At 36.5% G+C, this 16,921-nt stretch carries 14 protein-coding genes; 11 read left to right on the forward strand and 3 right to left on the reverse strand.

Annotation, left to right across the window (positions count from 1 at the left end; genetic code table 11):
• Positions 1–170: 170 nt before the first annotated feature.
• The 3 genes from ADH54_RS11415 to ADH54_RS07360 form a co-directional block, all read right to left on the reverse strand.
• Entirely contained in the window at positions 171–941 is a 771-nt protein-coding gene (locus ADH54_RS11415; RefSeq protein WP_080980817.1) for a response regulator transcription factor, read from the reverse strand.
• Positions 934–2,583: a sensor histidine kinase gene (locus tag ADH54_RS07355; RefSeq protein ID WP_049524610.1), complete on the reverse strand. Its 1,650-nt coding sequence runs from the start codon at positions 2,581–2,583 to the stop codon at positions 934–936. The genes ADH54_RS11415 and ADH54_RS07355 overlap by 8 nt, the downstream gene beginning before the upstream one ends.
• A gap of 174 nt (positions 2,584–2,757) precedes the next feature.
• Positions 2,758–3,534 (reverse strand): glycyl-radical enzyme activating protein, encoded by a 777-nt coding sequence (locus ADH54_RS07360; protein WP_049524611.1) that lies wholly within the window; start codon positions 3,532–3,534, stop codon positions 2,758–2,760.
• A gap of 121 nt (positions 3,535–3,655) precedes the next feature.
• Between ADH54_RS07360 and ADH54_RS07365 the strand changes: the two genes are divergently transcribed.
• The 11 genes from ADH54_RS07365 to ADH54_RS07415 all read left to right on the forward strand — a co-directional run bounded on the left by ADH54_RS07365 (position 3,656) and on the right by ADH54_RS07415 (position 16,038).
• The gene (locus ADH54_RS07365; protein WP_000824973.1) at positions 3,656–4,402 is read left to right on the forward strand and encodes a DeoR/GlpR family DNA-binding transcription regulator; all 747 of its coding nucleotides are present in this window, start codon (positions 3,656–3,658) and stop codon (positions 4,400–4,402) included.
• Positions 4,403–4,414: 12 nt separating this feature from the next.
• Entirely contained in the window at positions 4,415–5,395 is a 981-nt protein-coding gene (locus tag ADH54_RS07370; RefSeq protein WP_001070837.1) for a sugar-binding transcriptional regulator, read from the forward strand.
• 195 nt (positions 5,396–5,590) lie between these two features.
• Entirely contained in the window at positions 5,591–5,911 is a 321-nt protein-coding gene (locus ADH54_RS07375; RefSeq protein WP_000402908.1) for a PTS lactose/cellobiose transporter subunit IIA, read from the forward strand.
• Between the two features lie 45 nt (positions 5,912–5,956).
• Positions 5,957–6,265, forward strand: coding sequence for a PTS sugar transporter subunit IIB (locus ADH54_RS07380; RefSeq protein ID WP_000238721.1), 309 nt, complete (start codon positions 5,957–5,959; stop codon positions 6,263–6,265).
• 16 nt (positions 6,266–6,281) lie between these two features.
• Entirely contained in the window at positions 6,282–7,571 is a 1,290-nt protein-coding gene (locus ADH54_RS07385; protein ID WP_049524612.1) for a PTS sugar transporter subunit IIC, read from the forward strand.
• 161 nt (positions 7,572–7,732) lie between these two features.
• Complete coding sequence (locus ADH54_RS07390) at positions 7,733–10,171, forward strand: glycyl radical protein (RefSeq protein ID WP_049524613.1); 2,439 nt, start codon at positions 7,733–7,735, stop codon at positions 10,169–10,171.
• 18 nt (positions 10,172–10,189) lie between these two features.
• Positions 10,190–10,858, forward strand: coding sequence for a fructose-6-phosphate aldolase (locus ADH54_RS07395; protein ID WP_049524614.1), 669 nt, complete (start codon positions 10,190–10,192; stop codon positions 10,856–10,858).
• 17 nt (positions 10,859–10,875) lie between these two features.
• A complete protein-coding gene (locus ADH54_RS07400) occupies positions 10,876–11,964 on the forward strand; it encodes a glycerol dehydrogenase (protein ID WP_001217824.1) in 1,089 nt (362 codons plus the stop codon).
• Positions 11,965–12,302: 338 nt separating this feature from the next.
• A complete protein-coding gene (gene leuS / locus ADH54_RS07405; RefSeq protein ID WP_049524615.1) occupies positions 12,303–14,804 on the forward strand; it encodes a leucine--tRNA ligase in 2,502 nt (833 codons plus the stop codon).
• A 110-nt stretch (positions 14,805–14,914) separates the two neighbouring features.
• Complete coding sequence (locus tag ADH54_RS07410; RefSeq protein WP_049524616.1) at positions 14,915–15,610, forward strand: GNAT family N-acetyltransferase; 696 nt, start codon at positions 14,915–14,917, stop codon at positions 15,608–15,610.
• An 11-nt stretch (positions 15,611–15,621) separates the two neighbouring features.
• Positions 15,622–16,038, forward strand: coding sequence for a GNAT family N-acetyltransferase (locus ADH54_RS07415; protein ID WP_049524617.1), 417 nt, complete (start codon positions 15,622–15,624; stop codon positions 16,036–16,038).
• Positions 16,039–16,921: the final 883 nt, after the last annotated feature.

Consider the following 16,921-nt stretch of genomic DNA (forward strand, 5'->3'; position numbering starts at 1 on the left):
TGTCTTTAAATTGTAGAGTTCTACAGGATATAATAAAAACCTTAAAGAAATCTAAAACGAAAAATAGGAAATGAGTTCCTAGAGCAAGGATGGGTGAATTGTAACTGGGATTTCGATGGGAAGTATAAAATAAAAAGATTGCTACAATAGAGTTGAGCAATCCTTTTACATCAATGGTTTTTATCCATGAGTTTTAATTCTTTTGGAGAAATATGGAGATACTTTTTAAAAACTTTGGCAAAATATTTATAGTCTGAAAATCCAACTTGTTCAGAGATATCGCTTAAGGGAGAATTAGGGGATTCAGCCATTTTATCTATAGCTTGCTTGAGGCGGTAGCGTAAGATATATTCATTTAACGTCATTGGGAAGTCTTCTTTGATGACCTTATATAGATAACTTTCGCTATATCCTAGATTCTCTGCAATGGTAGAAATGGTAAAGTGCATGCAGTAGTGTTGATGCACAAATTCCAGAATTTGCTGAATGATTTGGTTTTGTGTATCGACTTGTTGGATAGAGGTGAGTAAAGTTTGATATTCTTCTAAAAAAGGAGTTTCTTGATAAGTGCTAACTCGTAATCGCAAAACAATTTTTTGAAGACATTCTGTCAACTCCTTGGTATCAATTGGTTTGGATAGGAAATCAACTGCTCCATATTGCATGGCTTTTTTGGCATTTTGAAAATCGTTATAACCTGATAAGATAACTTTTTCATAGGAGAGAGTACGAGTGGCTTCAAACATCATAAAAGCATCCATAATTGGCATGGTGATGTCTGTTAAGACAATATGAGGTTCTTTTTCTTGGATGAGTTTCATTCCCTCTTGACCGTGACTAGCAGTTCCTACAACTTGGATACCTAGGGCAGAGTAGTCTACGGCAATCTCTAGCCATTTTCGAATGAGGTGTTCGTCTTCTACGATAATGAGCTTAAACATGAGTTAGTCCTTTCGTTATAAATTTGACCCAAGTTTCTCCTTGGCGATTGACTCCTAAATCTAGCTGGACATCAGAAAAGAAATTGCTCAATCGTTTATAGCTGTTAACGATGCCATGCTGGGTATGAGGGCTTTCTAAAGAGTCTAAAATAGCGAGTCGCTCTTGTTTTGTGAGTCCTCCAGCATTATCCTTGACTAAAAAAGTTAGAGAATCTGCTTCCAAGGTAATTTGGATATCTATATGAAGATCAATACGGTATTGCATCCCATATTTTATAGCATTTTCTACGAGAGGAAGCAAGAAAAGTTTAGGAATAGGCTGATTATCGACAGTTTCTGGACAGACAATATCATAAGAAAAGTGCTCAAAACGAATCTTATGAATAATCAGGTAATCCTCTATAATCTTTAAATCCTGACAAATGGTTGTTTCTTTTTCTAAATCGGTGATACTGTAGCGAAGAATGCGCGTGAGGTTTTGAATCAGATCTTGTGTGAGATCTGCATCCATTAAAGAAGTGATTTTAATCGTCTCAAGTGTATTGTAGAGAAAATGAGGATTGAACTGAGCTTCCAGCATTTTTCTTTCAAAAATCCACTTTTCTTTTTCTATGGTCAACATTTTTTGATGAAGTTGATCTAATTCGTACAACATATTGTTGATTTTTTCTGCCATAAACTCAAACTCATCACCTGTTTGTAGAGAAAGTCTTTTTTCTGCTTGTTTAGGAATTTCTTGAAGTTGGTAAACTAAGCTTTCAATAGGAACAGCGTTGTGTGTGGCAATCTTATGAGCAATTCGCCTTGCTTGCCAGAAGTAGAGGAAGAATATACATAAGGTGAGAATGGAGGCTAGACCAAGTAAGCTAGGAATGGGAAAAAAGGATTGAAAAGTATAGATTGAAAAAATAGCACCGACTTTTTCTTTTTGAACAATAAGCGGTTCATTCGCATACCAGTGGGTGCGAGAGTGTAGGAGTTTCTCATCAAATTTTTCAAGAGTGGAACGAGTAAATTGATTTGTATTGTTGGAAAACATATTTCCAAAGCTATCGGTAATGATGTATTTGGAATTGATCATTGGGAAACTTGAGATGAAATCATTCTCATTTACGAAAGCAATAGTATAGGCCTTAACTCGTTGGTTTTGAAGTAGTGGTTTGATAAAGAGTGTGTAATGTTGCTTATCTGAAGAGAGTGCAATTTTTTCTGTAACTTTTTCTTGAGAAGGATTTTGAATGAGCAGTTTTAGATAGTAGGGAGATAAAATACTTTCTTGATGATTGCGATTGGTACTAAATAGTAATTCACCTGTATCACTTAGAATAATGAGGTCAGAACTAAGTTTTAATTTAGCTTTTGTCTCGTAAAATAAGCTAAAGACCTCTCTCTCTGTGTGTTTGCCATCCAAAAATCCAGGAATCATTTTATGGTTCATGGTAGTCAGGAGCTCATTATTTGCTTCTTTCATTTCTTGAACCTGTTTTACAATCTGTCTCGTATCTTTGGAGAGTTGCTGCTTTTGTAAAACATAGGAAAAACCAAAAAGTAAAATGAGTAGTAAGAGTGAGGTCACAAAGGCTGCGATAGAGCTTCTATGGAGAATTTCTTTTTGGAGAGATTTTTTAAAGGAATGAGACATCCGCTACCTCCTTGGAAGGGTTTTCTGTTATAAGTATAGCAGTTTAAAAATTCTAGAGCAAGGTAAAATAGAAAAGGTTTGGCTAAAATTTTTTAGCTAAACCTTTTGAAAAGTTAAGTATGTATTATAGATGCTTGTTATCTGCAAATAGCTAGAGCATTTCAGGGAGATAAACTAGAAATAACAATTAATATGATGGTTCAGAAATACCTTTTGATAATCAATAAGATCTTCGGGATGAAGTGCGTTGACTCCATCCATTTCATATTTCCGATTTAATAAACGATATTTGTTTTCACCAAATTGATGAAAAGGGAGTAGTTGAACTTGGTCGATATTTAATGAGTTAAATAGAGTAGCGAATTCTTCTGCATCCTCTAAACTATTGTTAAAATCAGGAATAACTGGGATTCTTAAAACGATAGTTTTATGTTGAGAAAAAGCATAATGAATGTTTTTAATAATCATTTGATTAAAAACCCCAGTCACTTTTTTATGTTTTATAGAATTATAATGTTTTAGGTCTGTGTAGATAAAATCCACATATTGGATTAAATCAACAAATTGTTCATGATCAACAAAGGCAGTAGTTTCAATGGCAGTGTGTATGTGATGTTCTTTAGCTGACTTTAAGATGGCTTTAGCAAATTCAAACTGAGCAAATATTTCACCCCCTGATAAAGTTAAACCTCCACCGGATTCTTCGTAAAATTCTTTATCTTTTAATACCTCTGTAATAATTTCTTCTACAGTTTTTTCTTCACCTACTAAAGTGAATTTTTCTCGTTGAGCATCTTTCATTTTTTCAGGTTTCATTCTTTGAGATTCAGGATTAGAACACCATGGACAGCGCAGAGGACATCCTTTTAAAAAAACAGTTGTACGAATACCCGGACCGTCATGAATTGAAAAGTGTTGAATATTAAAAATAATTCCTTTAGATATTTCCATAAGAGTTCCTCCTCTTTATAATTCTATCCTATCACAAAAACGAAAGAAAAACAATTACGAACGAAAGTTTAATTTGTTGTTTTTTGCTTTTTATTTTGGTAGAATAAAACGGAGGTGTAAAATGAAAAGATTGGAACAAATTATTAAATTAGTATCAGAATATGAAAAGATTGATGTTAATACATTATCGGAAAAATTAAATGTATCGAAAGTAACGATTAGAAAAGATTTAGATAAATTAGAGTCAAAAGGATTATTACACAGAGAGCATGGATATGCTGTGTTAAATAGTGGAGATGACTTAAATGTACGCTTGTCAATTAATTATGAAATTAAGAGAAAAATTGTTCAAGAAGCAGTAAAATTGGTATCAGATAATGAAACAATAATGATAGAATCTGGTTCAACCTGTGCTTTACTTGCTGAGGAAATTTGCAAGCAAAAAAGAAATGTCACTATTGTAACAAATTCATTTTTTATAGCAAATTTTGTAAGAGGTTATGATTCATGTCGTGTTATTGTTCTTGGTGGAGAGTTTCAGAAAGATTCACAGGTTACCGTAGGACCTTTATTAAAAGAAATGATACAGACTTTTCATGTGCGTCAAGCTTTTGTTGGGACAGATGGCTACGATAAAGAGATGGGCTTTACAGGAAAAGATTTAATGCGCAGTGAGGTAGTTCAATATATTTCAGCAGCGTCGGATAAAGTCATTGTGCTAACTGACTCAAGTAAATTTGATAAAAGGGGTACAGTAAGAAGATTTGCTTTAAGTCAAGTCTATGAAGTAATAACAGACGAAAAACTTTCTAAACAAAATATAGCTACATTAGAAAATGCTGGGATAATGGTTAAGGTAGTTTCGTAAGAGGTTAAGTGTATGAATCAAGATAGGAATAAACTGCTCTCTAAAATTGCTTATCTGTATTATATTGAAAACTTAAATCAGTCACAAATAGCGGCAAAATTAGGAATTTATAGAACCTCTATTAGTAGAATGTTAACAGAAGCAAGGAATGCAGGAATTGTTAAAATTGAAATAGAGAATTTTGATACCAATATGTTTAAGTTGGAAAATTATGTAAAAGAAAAATATGGTTTGGAAAGTTTAGAAATTATTCCAAATGAATTTGATGATAATCCAACAATTTTATCTGAAAGAATTTCTCAAGTTGCAGCAGGTGTCCTTAGGAATTTAATTGATGATAATATGAAAATTGGCTTTTCTTGGGGGAAAAGTTTAAGTAATTTAGTAGATTTAATCCACAGCAAAAGTGTCCGAAATGTTCACTTCTATCCTCTAGCAGGTGGTCCTAGTCACATACACGCTAAATACCATGTGAATACATTGATTTATGAAATGTCTAGAAAATTTCATGGAGAGTGTACATTTATGAATGCAACAATTGTGCAAGAAAATAAATTGTTAGCAGATGGTATTTTGCAATCAAGATATTTTGAAGATTTGAAAAATAGTTGGAAAGATTTAGATATAGCTGTGGTTGGGATTGGTGATTTTAGTAATAAAGGAAAACATCAATGGTTAGACATGCTTACAGAGGATGACTTTAAAGAATTGACAAAAGTTAAAACTGTAGGGGAAATTTGTTGTCGATTCTTTGATTCAAAAGGTAAAGAAGTTTATGAGAACTTACAGGAAAGAACGATAGCCATCTCTTTGGAAGATTTAAAAAATATTCCTCAAAGTTTAGCTGTTGCTTACGGTGATACGAAAGTATCTGCGATTCTTTCTGTCTTGCGTGCTAATTTAGTAAATCATCTGATTACAGATAAAAATACAATTTTAAAAGTTTTAGAAGAAGATGGTGATTTTTCTTTTCGAAATATTTTATGCGAGTGAAAATGATAGACTGATTCAGTTTATCGTTTTTCTTTTTAGTCGATTGCACATTTGTGCTTATATAAATAAAAATTGTTTATTTGTTGATTTTTGGATTGACAAGTTTCTTATGTAGTTGTATTCTATAGTTACAAAAGAAAATTTTAAAATTTCAAATGAAAAAAGCTTTTTACATAGTGAAATGAGGAGGAATTTATGGAAATTATTGTTCCAGATCAAATTATCATGGGTTTAATTTTATATGCTGGTGATGCGAAACAACATATTTATAAAGCGTTAGATTACATAAAAAACGGTACATGTGAACGGTGTGAAGAAGAAATACAGTTAGCTGATGCCGCCTTATTAGAAGCCCATAATCTACAAACAAAATTCTTGGCACAAGAAGCGTCTGGTACAAAAACGGAGATTACAGCACTTTTTGTCCATTCGCAAGATCATCTCATGACTAGTATGACGGAGATTAATTTAATCAAAGAAATTATTAGTTTGAGAAAAGAACTTCATAAAAAATAATACTAGAGTATTATCATTGTTATTAACATAGAGGAGGAAAATATAATGGTGAAGATTGGTTTGTTTTGTGCAGCAGGATTTTCCACTGGTATGCTTGTAAATAATATGAAAATTGCAGCGCAATCTAGTGGAGTTGAAGCAGAAATAGAGGCGTTTTCTCAGTCCAAATTAGCTGATTATGCCCCAAATATAGATGTTGCACTGTTGGGACCTCAAGTTGCTTATACATTAGATAAATCAAAAGAAATTTGTGATAAGTGTGATGTTCCGATAGCTGTTATTCCGATGATGGACTATGGTATGTTAGATGGGAAAAAAGTATTAGATTTGGCCCTATCTTTGATTAGTGGGTAAGAAAAGGAGATTTATTATGGCAAAGATGGATGTTCAAAAAATCATTGCACCTATGATGAAGTTTGTGAATATGCGTGGTATTATAGCTCTAAAAGATGGTATGTTAGCAATTTTGCCATTGACAGTAGTTGGTAGTTTATTCTTGATTATGGGACAATTGCCATTTGAAGGATTAAACAAGGGCATTGCTAGTGTATTTGGAGCAAATTGGACAGAGCCGTTTATGCAAGTATATTCAGGAACTTTTGCGATTATGGGTCTAATTTCTTGTTTTTCAATTGCCTATTCTTATGCTAAGAATAGCGGAGTAGAGGCTTTGCCAGCTGGGGTTCTTTCTGTATCTGCATTCTTTATTTTGCTAAGATCGTCTTATATCCCTAAACAAGGTGAGGCGATTGGGGACGCTATTAGTAAAGTTTGGTTTGGAGGTCAAGGAATTATCGGTGCTATCATTATAGGTTTGGTAGTAGGAAGTATTTATACCTTCTTTATAAAGAGAAAAATTGTTATTAAGATGCCAGAACAAGTTCCACAAGCTATTGCCAAACAGTTTGAAGCAATGATTCCAGCATTTGTAATTTTCTTATTTTCTATGATTGTATATATTTTAGCGAAGTCACTGACTAATGGCGGAACATTCATAGAAATGATTTATTCTGCTATTCAAGTTCCGTTGCAAGGTTTAACTGGATCTTTGTATGGTGCTATTGGAATTGCATTCTTTATATCATTTTTGTGGTGGTTTGGTGTTCATGGGCAATCGGTAGTAAATGGAGTAGTGACAGCTCTGCTTTTATCTAATCTTGATGCTAATAAAGCTATGTTAGCCTCTGGTAATCTATCATTAGAAAATGGAGCACATATTGTTACTCAACAGTTTTTAGATTCATTTTTAATTCTATCTGGTTCAGGAATTACGTTTGGTCTTGTAGTTGCCATGCTTTTTGCAGCAAAATCTAAACAGTACCAAGCGTTAGGGAAAGTAGCAGCTTTTCCAGCAATATTTAACGTAAATGAGCCAGTTGTATTTGGATTTCCGATTGTCATGAATCCAGTTATGTTTGTACCTTTCATTCTTGTTCCTGTACTTGCAGCTGTTATAGTATATGGAGCTATTGCAACAGGTTTCATGCAGCCATTTTCAGGAGTTACCTTACCTTGGAGCACCCCAGCTATTATATCAGGATTTATGGTTGGTGGATGGCAAGGTGTTGTGACTCAGTTATTAGTATTGGCGATGTCTACAGTGGTTTATTTTCCATTCTTTAAGATACAAGATCGTTTAGCTTATCAGAATGAAGCATGATAATTCTAAAAAAACATTTGTGTATTATCATTAAACATACACATTTGTGCTAAAAATTAGAGAGTTAAAGTTTTTCTAGTTAAAAGCTTGAAATTTTCTAAAAAACCAGGTATTATATTTTCGAAAGAAACAAAAATATTTTCGAAAGAAAGGTGCTTACGATGGTAAATACAGAAGTAGCAAGAACAACAATCAAGACAGAATATTTTGGCAGCCTTACTGAAAGGATGAACAAATATCGAGAAGATGTTTTAAATAAAAAACCTTATATTGATGCTGAAAGAGCAGTTTTAGCAACACGCGCTTATGATCGATATAAGGAACAACCTAATGTCCTAAAACGCGCCTATATGCTCAAAGAAATTTTGGAAAATATGACTATCTATATCGAAGAAGAATCTATGATTGCGGGAAATCAAGCTTCTTCCAATAAAGATGCTCCTATTTTTCCAGAATATACGCTAGAATTTGTTCTCAATGAGTTGGATCTTTTTGAAAAGCGTGATGGAGATGTTTTCTATATTACAGAAGAAACAAAAGAACAACTTAGAAGTATTGCTCCGTTTTGGGAAAATAATAATTTACGTGCTAGAGCTGGTGCCTTGTTACCTGAAGAAGTGTCTGTTTATATGGAAACAGGATTCTTCGGTATGGAAGGTAAGATGAATTCTGGAGATGCTCACTTAGCAGTTAACTATCAGAAACTGTTGCAATTTGGTTTAAGAGGTTTTGAAGAGCGGGCTCGTAAAGCGAAAGCAGCGCTAGATTTAACAGATCCAGCAAGTATTGATAAATATCATTTTTACGACTCTATATTTATCGTAATCGATGCTATTAAAGTATATGCAAATCGCTTTGTTGCTCTTGCTAAAAGTTTAGCCGAAAATGCAAATCCTAAACGTAAGAAAGAATTACTTGAGATTGCAGATATTTGCTCTCGAGTCCCATATGAACCGGCAACTACTTTTGCAGAAGCTATTCAATCAGTCTGGTTTATTCAATGTATTTTACAAATTGAATCTAATGGCCACTCTCTTTCATATGGCCGTTTTGATCAATATATGTATCCATATATGAAGGCTGATTTAGAAAGTGGTAAAGAAACAGAAGATAGCATTGTTGAACGTCTAACAAATCTTTGGATTAAGACAATTACAATTAATAAGGTTCGCAGTCAAGCACATACATTTTCTTCAGCAGGAAGTCCTTTATATCAAAATGTTACAATTGGTGGACAGACTCGAGATAAGAAGGATGCTGTTAACCCATTATCTTATTTGGTATTAAAATCAGTTGCACAAACCCATCTACCGCAACCTAATCTAACTGTACGTTACCATGCAGGTTTAGATGCTCGTTTCATGAATGAGTGTATTGAAGTGATGAAACTTGGTTTTGGTATGCCTGCATTTAATAATGATGAGATTATTATTCCTTCTTTTATTGCAAAAGGAGTATTGGAAGATGATGCTTATGATTACAGTGCCATTGGATGTGTTGAAACGGCAGTTCCAGGGAAATGGGGATATCGTTGCACAGGTATGAGTTACATGAACTTCCCTAAAGTTCTACTTATCACGATGAATGATGGAATTGATCCAGCTTCGGGGAAACGGTTTGCACCAAGCTTTGGTCATTTTAAGGATATGAAGAACTTTTCTGAATTAGAAAATGCTTGGGATAAAACACTAAGATATTTGACACGAATGAGTGTTATTGTTGAAAATTCTATTGATTTATCATTGGAACGAGAAGTTCCTGATATTCTATGTTCAGCATTGACTGATGATTGTATTGGTCGTGGAAAACACCTTAAAGAAGGTGGAGCAGTATATGATTATATATCAGGTTTGCAAGTTGGAATTGCAAATTTGTCGGATTCATTAGCTGCAATTAAAAAATTGGTATTTGAGGAAGAACGTATAAGCCCAAGTCAGCTTTGGCATGCACTGGAAACAGATTATGCCGGAGAAGAAGGTAAGGTCATTCAAGAAATGTTGATTCATGATGCACCTAAGTACGGTAATGATGATGATTATGCTGACAAATTGGTTACTGCTGCTTATGACATTTATGTTGATGAAATTGCTAAATATCCTAATACACGTTATGGAAGAGGTCCTATTGGAGGAATTCGTTATTCAGGAACATCTTCTATCTCAGCCAACGTAGGGCAGGGACGTGGAACATTAGCAACTCCAGATGGACGCAACGCGGGTACACCGTTAGCAGAGGGTTGTTCACCATCACATAATATGGATCAACACGGCCCTACATCTGTTTTAAAATCTGTTTCAAAATTACCAACAGATGAAATCGTAGGTGGGGTTCTCTTAAATCAGAAAGTAAATCCTCAAACGTTAGCCAAAGAAGAAGATAAATTAAAACTAATTGCTTTGTTACGAACATTCTTTAATCGTTTACATGGGTACCATATTCAATACAATGTTGTTTCCAGAGAGACGTTGATTGACGCTCAGAAACATCCTGAAAAACACAGAGATTTAATTGTTCGTGTTGCAGGATACTCTGCATTCTTCAATGTTCTTTCTAAGGCAACCCAAGATGATATTATAGGACGTACTGAGCATACTTTGTAAAATAAAGAGGTTCTTTTTATGGAATTTATGCTTGACACATTAAATTTAGATGAGATTAAAAAGTGGTCTGAAATTTTACCACTAGCTGGGGTAACTTCAAATCCTACTATTGCAAAAAGAGAGGGTTCTATTAATTTTTTTGAACGAATCAAAGATGTAAGAGAATTGATTGGCTCTGCACCCTCTATTCATGTTCAGGTGATTTCTCAAGATTTTGAAGGCATCTTAAAGGATGCTCATGAAATTCGGAGACAAGCAGGAGATGATATATTTATCAAAGTACCTGTTACTCCAGCTGGATTACGTGCAATAAAGGTGCTAAAAAAAGAGGGCTACCCTATCACTGCAACAGCTATTTATACAGTTATTCAGGGATTATTAGCTATCGAAGCAGGAGCGGATTACCTAGCTCCATATTATAATAGAATGGAAAATCTGAACATTGATTCAAATTCTGTCATTCGTCAATTAGCTCTTGCTATTGATAGACAGAACTCTCCTAGTAAGATTTTAGCTGCATCCTTTAAAAATGTAGCACAAGTAAATAATGCTTTAGCTGCAGGTGCGCATGCTGTTACAGCAGGAGCAGATGTTTTTGAATCAGCTTTCGCCATGCCATCTATCCAAAAGGCGGTTGATGATTTTTCTGACGACTGGTTTGTTACTCAAAATAGTCGTTCCATTTAGATAGAGAGGAAACAAACATGAGAATTTTTGCTAGTCCTTCGAGATATATTCAAGGGGAAAATGCCTTGTTCGAAAATGCCAAATCAATATTGGATTTGGGAAATCGTCCGATTCTATTATGCGATCAGTTGGTTTATGATATTGTTGGAAAACGATTTGAAGATTACCTACATAGGTATGGTTTCCATATTGTTCTAGCCCAGTTTAATGGTGAAGCTTCTGACAATGAAATCAATCGAGTTGTTGCCTTGGCTGAGAAAGAAAATTGTGATAGTATTATCGGGCTCGGTGGTGGAAAGACGATTGATAGTGCAAAAGCTATTGCAGATTTGATTGAAAAACCTGTTATTATTGCTCCAACAATTGCATCGACCGACGCACCTGTATCTGCTTTATCTGTTATTTATACAGATGAAGGTGCATTTGATCATTATCTATTTTATTCTAAAAATCCAGATTTAGTTTTGGTTGATACAAAAGTTATTTCACAAGCTCCTAAGCGTTTATTAGCGTCTGGTATTGCAGATGGTTTAGCAACTTGGGTTGAGGCGCGTGCAGTTATGCAGGCAAATGGAAAAACTATGTTGGGACAAGAACAAACGTTGGCTGGAGTTGCAATTGCGAAGAAATGTGAAGAAACGCTGTTTGCAGATGGTTTACAGGCTATGGCAGCTTGTGAAGCTAAAGTGGTGACACCAGCATTAGAAAATATTGTTGAAGCTAATACTCTATTGAGTGGCCTAGGTTTTGAAAGTGGAGGATTGGCTGCGGCGCATGCAATTCATAATGGTTTTACTGCATTGACGGGTGACATTCATCATTTAACACATGGTGAAAAAGTAGCTTATGGAACTTTGGTACAACTTTTATTGGAAAATAGACCTAAAGAAGAACTTGATAAGTATATTGAGTTTTACAAAAAAATTGGCATGCCAACAACTCTAAAAGAAATGCATTTAGATCAAGTTGGATATGATGATTTAATAAAAGTTGGTAAACAAGCAACTATGGAGGGTGAGACAATCCATCAGATGCCGTTTAAGATTTCGCCTTCAGATGTTGCTCAAGCTATCATTGCTGTAGACGCCTATGTAAATTCAAAATAAACAATAAGGACTACTGTTTTCCAAATAGTAGTCTTTTATTGATCCTCGTATTGAATCCGACGCTCTTCATAAATTAAAAAGCGACACAGGTTGTCGGCTATTTACTATAAATACATTAATTAGCATTCCAGTCTTATTTTCGGTCTAAAAATAAGTATTTTGTGCTATATGAGATAAGCCCCTTGATTTTCTGCATAATAATAGGATAAAAAGTGGGTGATAGAGCAATTCAGAGCCATCAAAATTAATGAAATACAGTATACAGTTTTTTCTTTTAACACATTTCAAATTCCCTCAAAAATGGTATAATAGTAACATCACAAAATTGGAGAGAGACCATGAGTTTTTACAATCATAAAGAAATTGAGCCTAAGTGGCAGGGCTACTGGGCAGAACATCATACATTTAAGACAGGGACAGATGCATCAAAACCGAAGTTTTATGCTCTTGATATGTTCCCTTATCCGTCTGGAGCGGGTCTGCACGTAGGACATCCAGAAGGCTATACTGCAACCGATATTCTCAGCCGTTACAAACGTGCGCAAGGCTACAATGTCCTTCACCCAATGGGTTGGGATGCTTTTGGTTTGCCTGCAGAGCAATATGCTATGGATACTGGTAATGACCCAGCAGAATTTACAGCGGAAAATATTGCCAACTTCAAACGTCAAATCAATGCGCTTGGATTTTCTTACGACTGGGATCGTGAAGTCAATACAACAGATCCAAACTACTACAAGTGGACGCAATGGATTTTCACTAAGCTTTATGAAAAAGGCTTGGCCTATGAAGCTGAAGTGCCAGTAAACTGGGTTGAGGAATTGGGAACAGCCATCGCCAACGAAGAGGTCCTTCCTGATGGAACTTCTGAGCGTGGAGGCTATCCAGTTGTCCGCAAACCAATGCGCCAATGGATGCTCAAAATCACGGCCTATGCGGAGCGTTTGCTTAATGATTTAGATGAACTTGATTGGCCAGAGTCTATCAAGGATATGCAACGTAACTGGATTGGTAAATCTACTGGTGCTAATGTAACCTTCAAGGTTAAGGGAACTGATAAGGAATTCACTGTCTTCACCACTCGTCCTGATACCCTTTTCGGTGCGACTTTCACAGTTCTGGCTCCTGAGCATGAATTAGTAGATGCTATCACAAGTACAGAGCAAGCAGAGGCAGTAGCAGACTACAAACACCAAGCTAGCCTCAAGTCTGACTTGGCTCGTACAGACCTTGCTAAAGAAAAAACAGGGGTTTGGACTGGTGCTTATGCAGTCAACCCTGTCAATGGTAAGGAAATTCCAATCTGGATTGCGGACTATGTCCTTGCGAGTTATGGGACAGGTGCTGTCATGGCTGTGCCTGCCCACGATCAACGTGACTGGGAATTTGCCAAACAATTTGACCTTCCAATCGTAGAAGTACTTGAAGGTGGAAACGTTGAAGAAGCTGCCTACACAGAAGATGGCCTTCATGTTAATTCAGACTTCCTAGATGGATTGAACAAAGAAGACGCAATTGCCAAGATTGTGGCTTGGTTGGAAGAAAAAGGCTGTGGACAAGAGAAGGTTACCTACCGTCTCCGTGACTGGCTCTTTAGCCGTCAACGTTACTGGGGTGAACCAATTCCAATCATTCATTGGGAAGATGGAACTTCAACAGCTGTTCCTGAAAGTGAATTGCCACTTGTCTTGCCTGTAACCAAGGATATCCGTCCTTCAGGTACAGGGGAAAGTCCACTAGCTAACTTGACAGACTGGCTTGAAGTGACTCGTGCAGATGGTGTCAAAGGTCGTCGTGAAACCAACACCATGCCACAATGGGCTGGTTCAAGCTGGTACTACCTCCGCTATATTGACCCACACAATACTGAGAAATTGGCCGATGAGGACCTTCTCAAACAATGGTTGCCAGTAGATATCTATGTGGGTGGTGCAGAGCATGCCGTTCTTCACTTGCTTTACGCTCGTTTCTGGCATAAATTCCTCTATGACCTTGGTGTCGTTCCTACTAAAGAACCGTTCCAAAAACTCTTTAACCAAGGAATGATTTTGGGAACTAGCTACCGTGACCACCGTGGGGCTCTTGTGGCAACTGACAAGGTTGAAAAACGTGACGGTTCCTTCTTCCATGTGGAAACAGGGGAAGAGTTGGAGCAAGCTCCAGCTAAGATGTCTAAGTCCCTCAAGAACGTTGTTAACCCAGACGATGTGGTAGAACAATACGGTGCTGACACCCTTCGTGTTTATGAAATGTTCATGGGACCACTTGATGCTTCAATCGCTTGGTCAGAAGAAGGTCTGGAAGGAAGTCGTAAGTTCCTTGACCGTGTTTACCGTTTGATTACAAGTAAGGAAATTGTTGTGGAAAACAATGGCTCTCTTGACAAGGTTTACAACGAAACGGTCAAAGCTGTCACTGAGCAAATTGAGTCCCTCAAATTCAACACCGCCATTGCCCAACTTATGGTCTTTGTCAATGCGGCCAACAAGGAAGACAATCTTTATGTAGACTACGCCAAAGGCTTCGTTCAGTTGATTGCTCCATTTGCGCCTCACTTGGCAGAAGAGCTCTGGCAAACAGTTGTGGCAACAGGTGAGTCAATCTCTTACGTGGTTTGGCCAACATGGGACGAAAGTAAATTGGTTGAAGACGAAATCGAAATCGTCGTCCAAATCAAAGGAAAAGTCCGTGCTAAATTGATGGTAGCCAAAGACCTTTCTCGCGAAGAATTGCAAGAAATTGCTCTCGCTGATGAAAAAGTCAAAGCAGAAATTGACGGTAAGGACATCGTGAAAGTGATTGCGGTACCGAATAAATTGGTTAATATTGTTGTGAAATAAGATAGGAATCCTTCAGAGTAGAATCTGGAGGATTTTTTGAATCTTGTTATGAAAGTATGATATACTATGTGCAACTATAAAGTTTGGAAAGCAAAACAAGGAGAAGAAAGATGCCAGTAAATGAATATGGTCAGATGATTGGTGAGTCAATGGAAGGTTATACACCCGGTACACTGCCTTCTATTGATTTCTTAGAAGGGCGTTATGCTAGGATAGAGGCTCTCTCGGTAGAAAAGCATGCGGAGGATTTATTAGCTGTTTATGGCCCGGATACTCCTCGGGAGATGTGGACCTATCTTTTTCAGGAGCCAGTAGCAGATATGGAAGAGTTGGTTAGCATTTTAAATCAGATGTTGGCTCGTAAGGACCGTTTTTACTATGCAATCATAGACAAGGCGACTGGTAAGGCTTTGGGAACTTTTTCTCTCATGCGCATTGACCAGAATAACCGAGTGATAGAAGTGGGCGCAGTCACTTTTTCTCCAGAACTCAGGGGGACACGGATAGGGACAGAGGCTCAGTATCTTCTGGCTCGCTATGTTTTTGAGGAGCTGAACTATCGTCGTTATGAGTGGAAATGCGATGTCTTAAATCTGCCATCCAGACGAGCAGCGGAACGTTTGGGCTTTATTTATGAAGGAACATTCCGTCAGGCAGTGGTTTATAAGGGACGGACGAGGGATACGGATTGGTTGTCTATGATTGATAAGGACTGGCCTCAAGTCAAAGCTCGTTTGGAAACATGGTTGCGTCCTGAAAATTTTGATAAAAATGGACAGCAGTACAAGAGCTTGAGAGAGCTTTAAGAGGTGTTGAGATGATTACTATTAAAAAGCAAGAAATTGTCAAGCTAGAGGATGTTTTGCATCTCTATCAGGCTGCCGGTTGGACAAATTATACAAATCAACCTCAGATGCTGGAGCAGGCCTTGCCTCATTCATTAGTAATTTATCTGGCGCTTGATGGCGATGCTGTGGTGGGCTTGATTCGTTTGGTTGGAGATGGATTCTCATCAGTATTGGTTCAGGATTTAATCGTTTTACCTAGCTATCAGCGCCAAGGAATTGGTAGTGCCCTAATGAAAGAGGCTTTAGAGGATTACAAAGATACCTATCAAGTCCAGCTGGTGACAGAAGAGACAGAAAAAAACTTGGGATTTTATCGTTTTATGGGCTTTGAAATCTTATCCACCTATGACTGTACAGGAATGATTTGGATAAACAGAGAAAAATAACAAAACTTGTTTTTTCTTAAGCAAAGTTTAAGGATGGTCTAGTATCATATAGTCATTAAATAAAGACCTCCTAACTTTATTTAATGAAATCCTAAAACTTTTTTTCATCATAATCTCCTAATGAAGTCACCCAATCAGGTGGCTTTTTTGTGGGTAGGTGATGGTGATAGAATTTTTTTGTAAAATAGTAAAATATGAGAAAAGTTAAGCTAGTTTTAAGCTTCGTCATGTATCATGTAGTTATTAAATAAAGACCTCCTAACTTTATTTAATAAAATCCTAAACTTTTCTTTTTCATAATAATCTCCCTTAACTCCACCCAATCAGGTGGAGTTTTTTTGCTTTATTTCAGGCTTTTGGGGACTATTCTAAAAATCATTTTTCGATATTTTTCGGTATTTTCGGATTTTGGTCGGGGAATTGGCGGGGACTTTTTGAGATTTTGGCGGGGATTTTTTAGCGAATATGACTAAGAAATAGGTCTGTTGTCGCTTCAGCAAGTTCAACCTCACTTTGAATTTAAGTGACTGTTAATTGAAGGACTAGAACTACTGTAATAATGCTCTTGGTTGTCAAGGAGTGAGTCATCATATTGTTGTACAGCGGTTAAAGCTTGAAAAGCCGCGAATATAAACCTTTGACAAATTTTGTGAACTGTGGGATAATGGAGAGGAATTAAGGATTAGTTCTATATCATGGACTAGAAAAGACCCCAAGCTAACTTCCACATTAAGCTCGGGGTCTTTTTTGACACTATTTGTCCTTGTTTAGTCATTTGTCGACTAATACTCTTCGAAAATCTCTTCAAACCACGTCAGCTTCACCTTGCCGTACTCAAGTACAGCCTGCGGCTAGCTTCCTAGTTTGCTCTTTGATTTTCATT

The organism is Streptococcus pseudopneumoniae (genome assembly GCF_001072315.1).
GTDB lineage: Bacteria > Bacillota > Bacilli > Lactobacillales > Streptococcaceae > Streptococcus > Streptococcus pseudopneumoniae_R.

Excerpts from the sequence above, each read along its gene's own strand:
- ADH54_RS07385 (WP_049524612.1), top strand. The coding sequence starts at position 6,282 with ATGGCAAAGATGGATGTTCAAAAAATCATTGCACCTATGATGAAGTTT.
- ADH54_RS07415 (WP_049524617.1), top strand. The coding sequence starts at position 15,622 with ATGATTACTATTAAAAAGCAAGAAATTGTCAAGCTAGAGGATGTTTTG.
- ADH54_RS07390 (WP_049524613.1), top strand. The coding sequence starts at position 7,733 with ATGGTAAATACAGAAGTAGCAAGAACAACAATCAAGACAGAATATTTT.
- ADH54_RS07360 (WP_049524611.1), bottom strand. The coding sequence starts at position 3,534 with ATGGAAATATCTAAAGGAATTATTTTTAATATTCAACACTTTTCAATT.
- ADH54_RS07355 (WP_049524610.1), bottom strand. The coding sequence starts at position 2,583 with ATGTCTCATTCCTTTAAAAAATCTCTCCAAAAAGAAATTCTCCATAGA.
- ADH54_RS07375 (WP_000402908.1), top strand. The coding sequence starts at position 5,591 with ATGGAAATTATTGTTCCAGATCAAATTATCATGGGTTTAATTTTATAT.
- leuS (WP_049524615.1), top strand. The coding sequence starts at position 12,303 with ATGAGTTTTTACAATCATAAAGAAATTGAGCCTAAGTGGCAGGGCTAC.
- ADH54_RS11415 (WP_080980817.1), bottom strand. The coding sequence starts at position 941 with ATGTTTAAGCTCATTATCGTAGAAGACGAACACCTCATTCGAAAATGG.
- ADH54_RS07410 (WP_049524616.1), top strand. The coding sequence starts at position 14,915 with ATGCCAGTAAATGAATATGGTCAGATGATTGGTGAGTCAATGGAAGGT.
- ADH54_RS07395 (WP_049524614.1), top strand. The coding sequence starts at position 10,190 with ATGGAATTTATGCTTGACACATTAAATTTAGATGAGATTAAAAAGTGG.
- ADH54_RS07365 (WP_000824973.1), top strand. The coding sequence starts at position 3,656 with ATGAAAAGATTGGAACAAATTATTAAATTAGTATCAGAATATGAAAAG.
- ADH54_RS07380 (WP_000238721.1), top strand. The coding sequence starts at position 5,957 with ATGGTGAAGATTGGTTTGTTTTGTGCAGCAGGATTTTCCACTGGTATG.
- ADH54_RS07370 (WP_001070837.1), top strand. The coding sequence starts at position 4,415 with ATGAATCAAGATAGGAATAAACTGCTCTCTAAAATTGCTTATCTGTAT.
- ADH54_RS07400 (WP_001217824.1), top strand. The coding sequence starts at position 10,876 with ATGAGAATTTTTGCTAGTCCTTCGAGATATATTCAAGGGGAAAATGCC.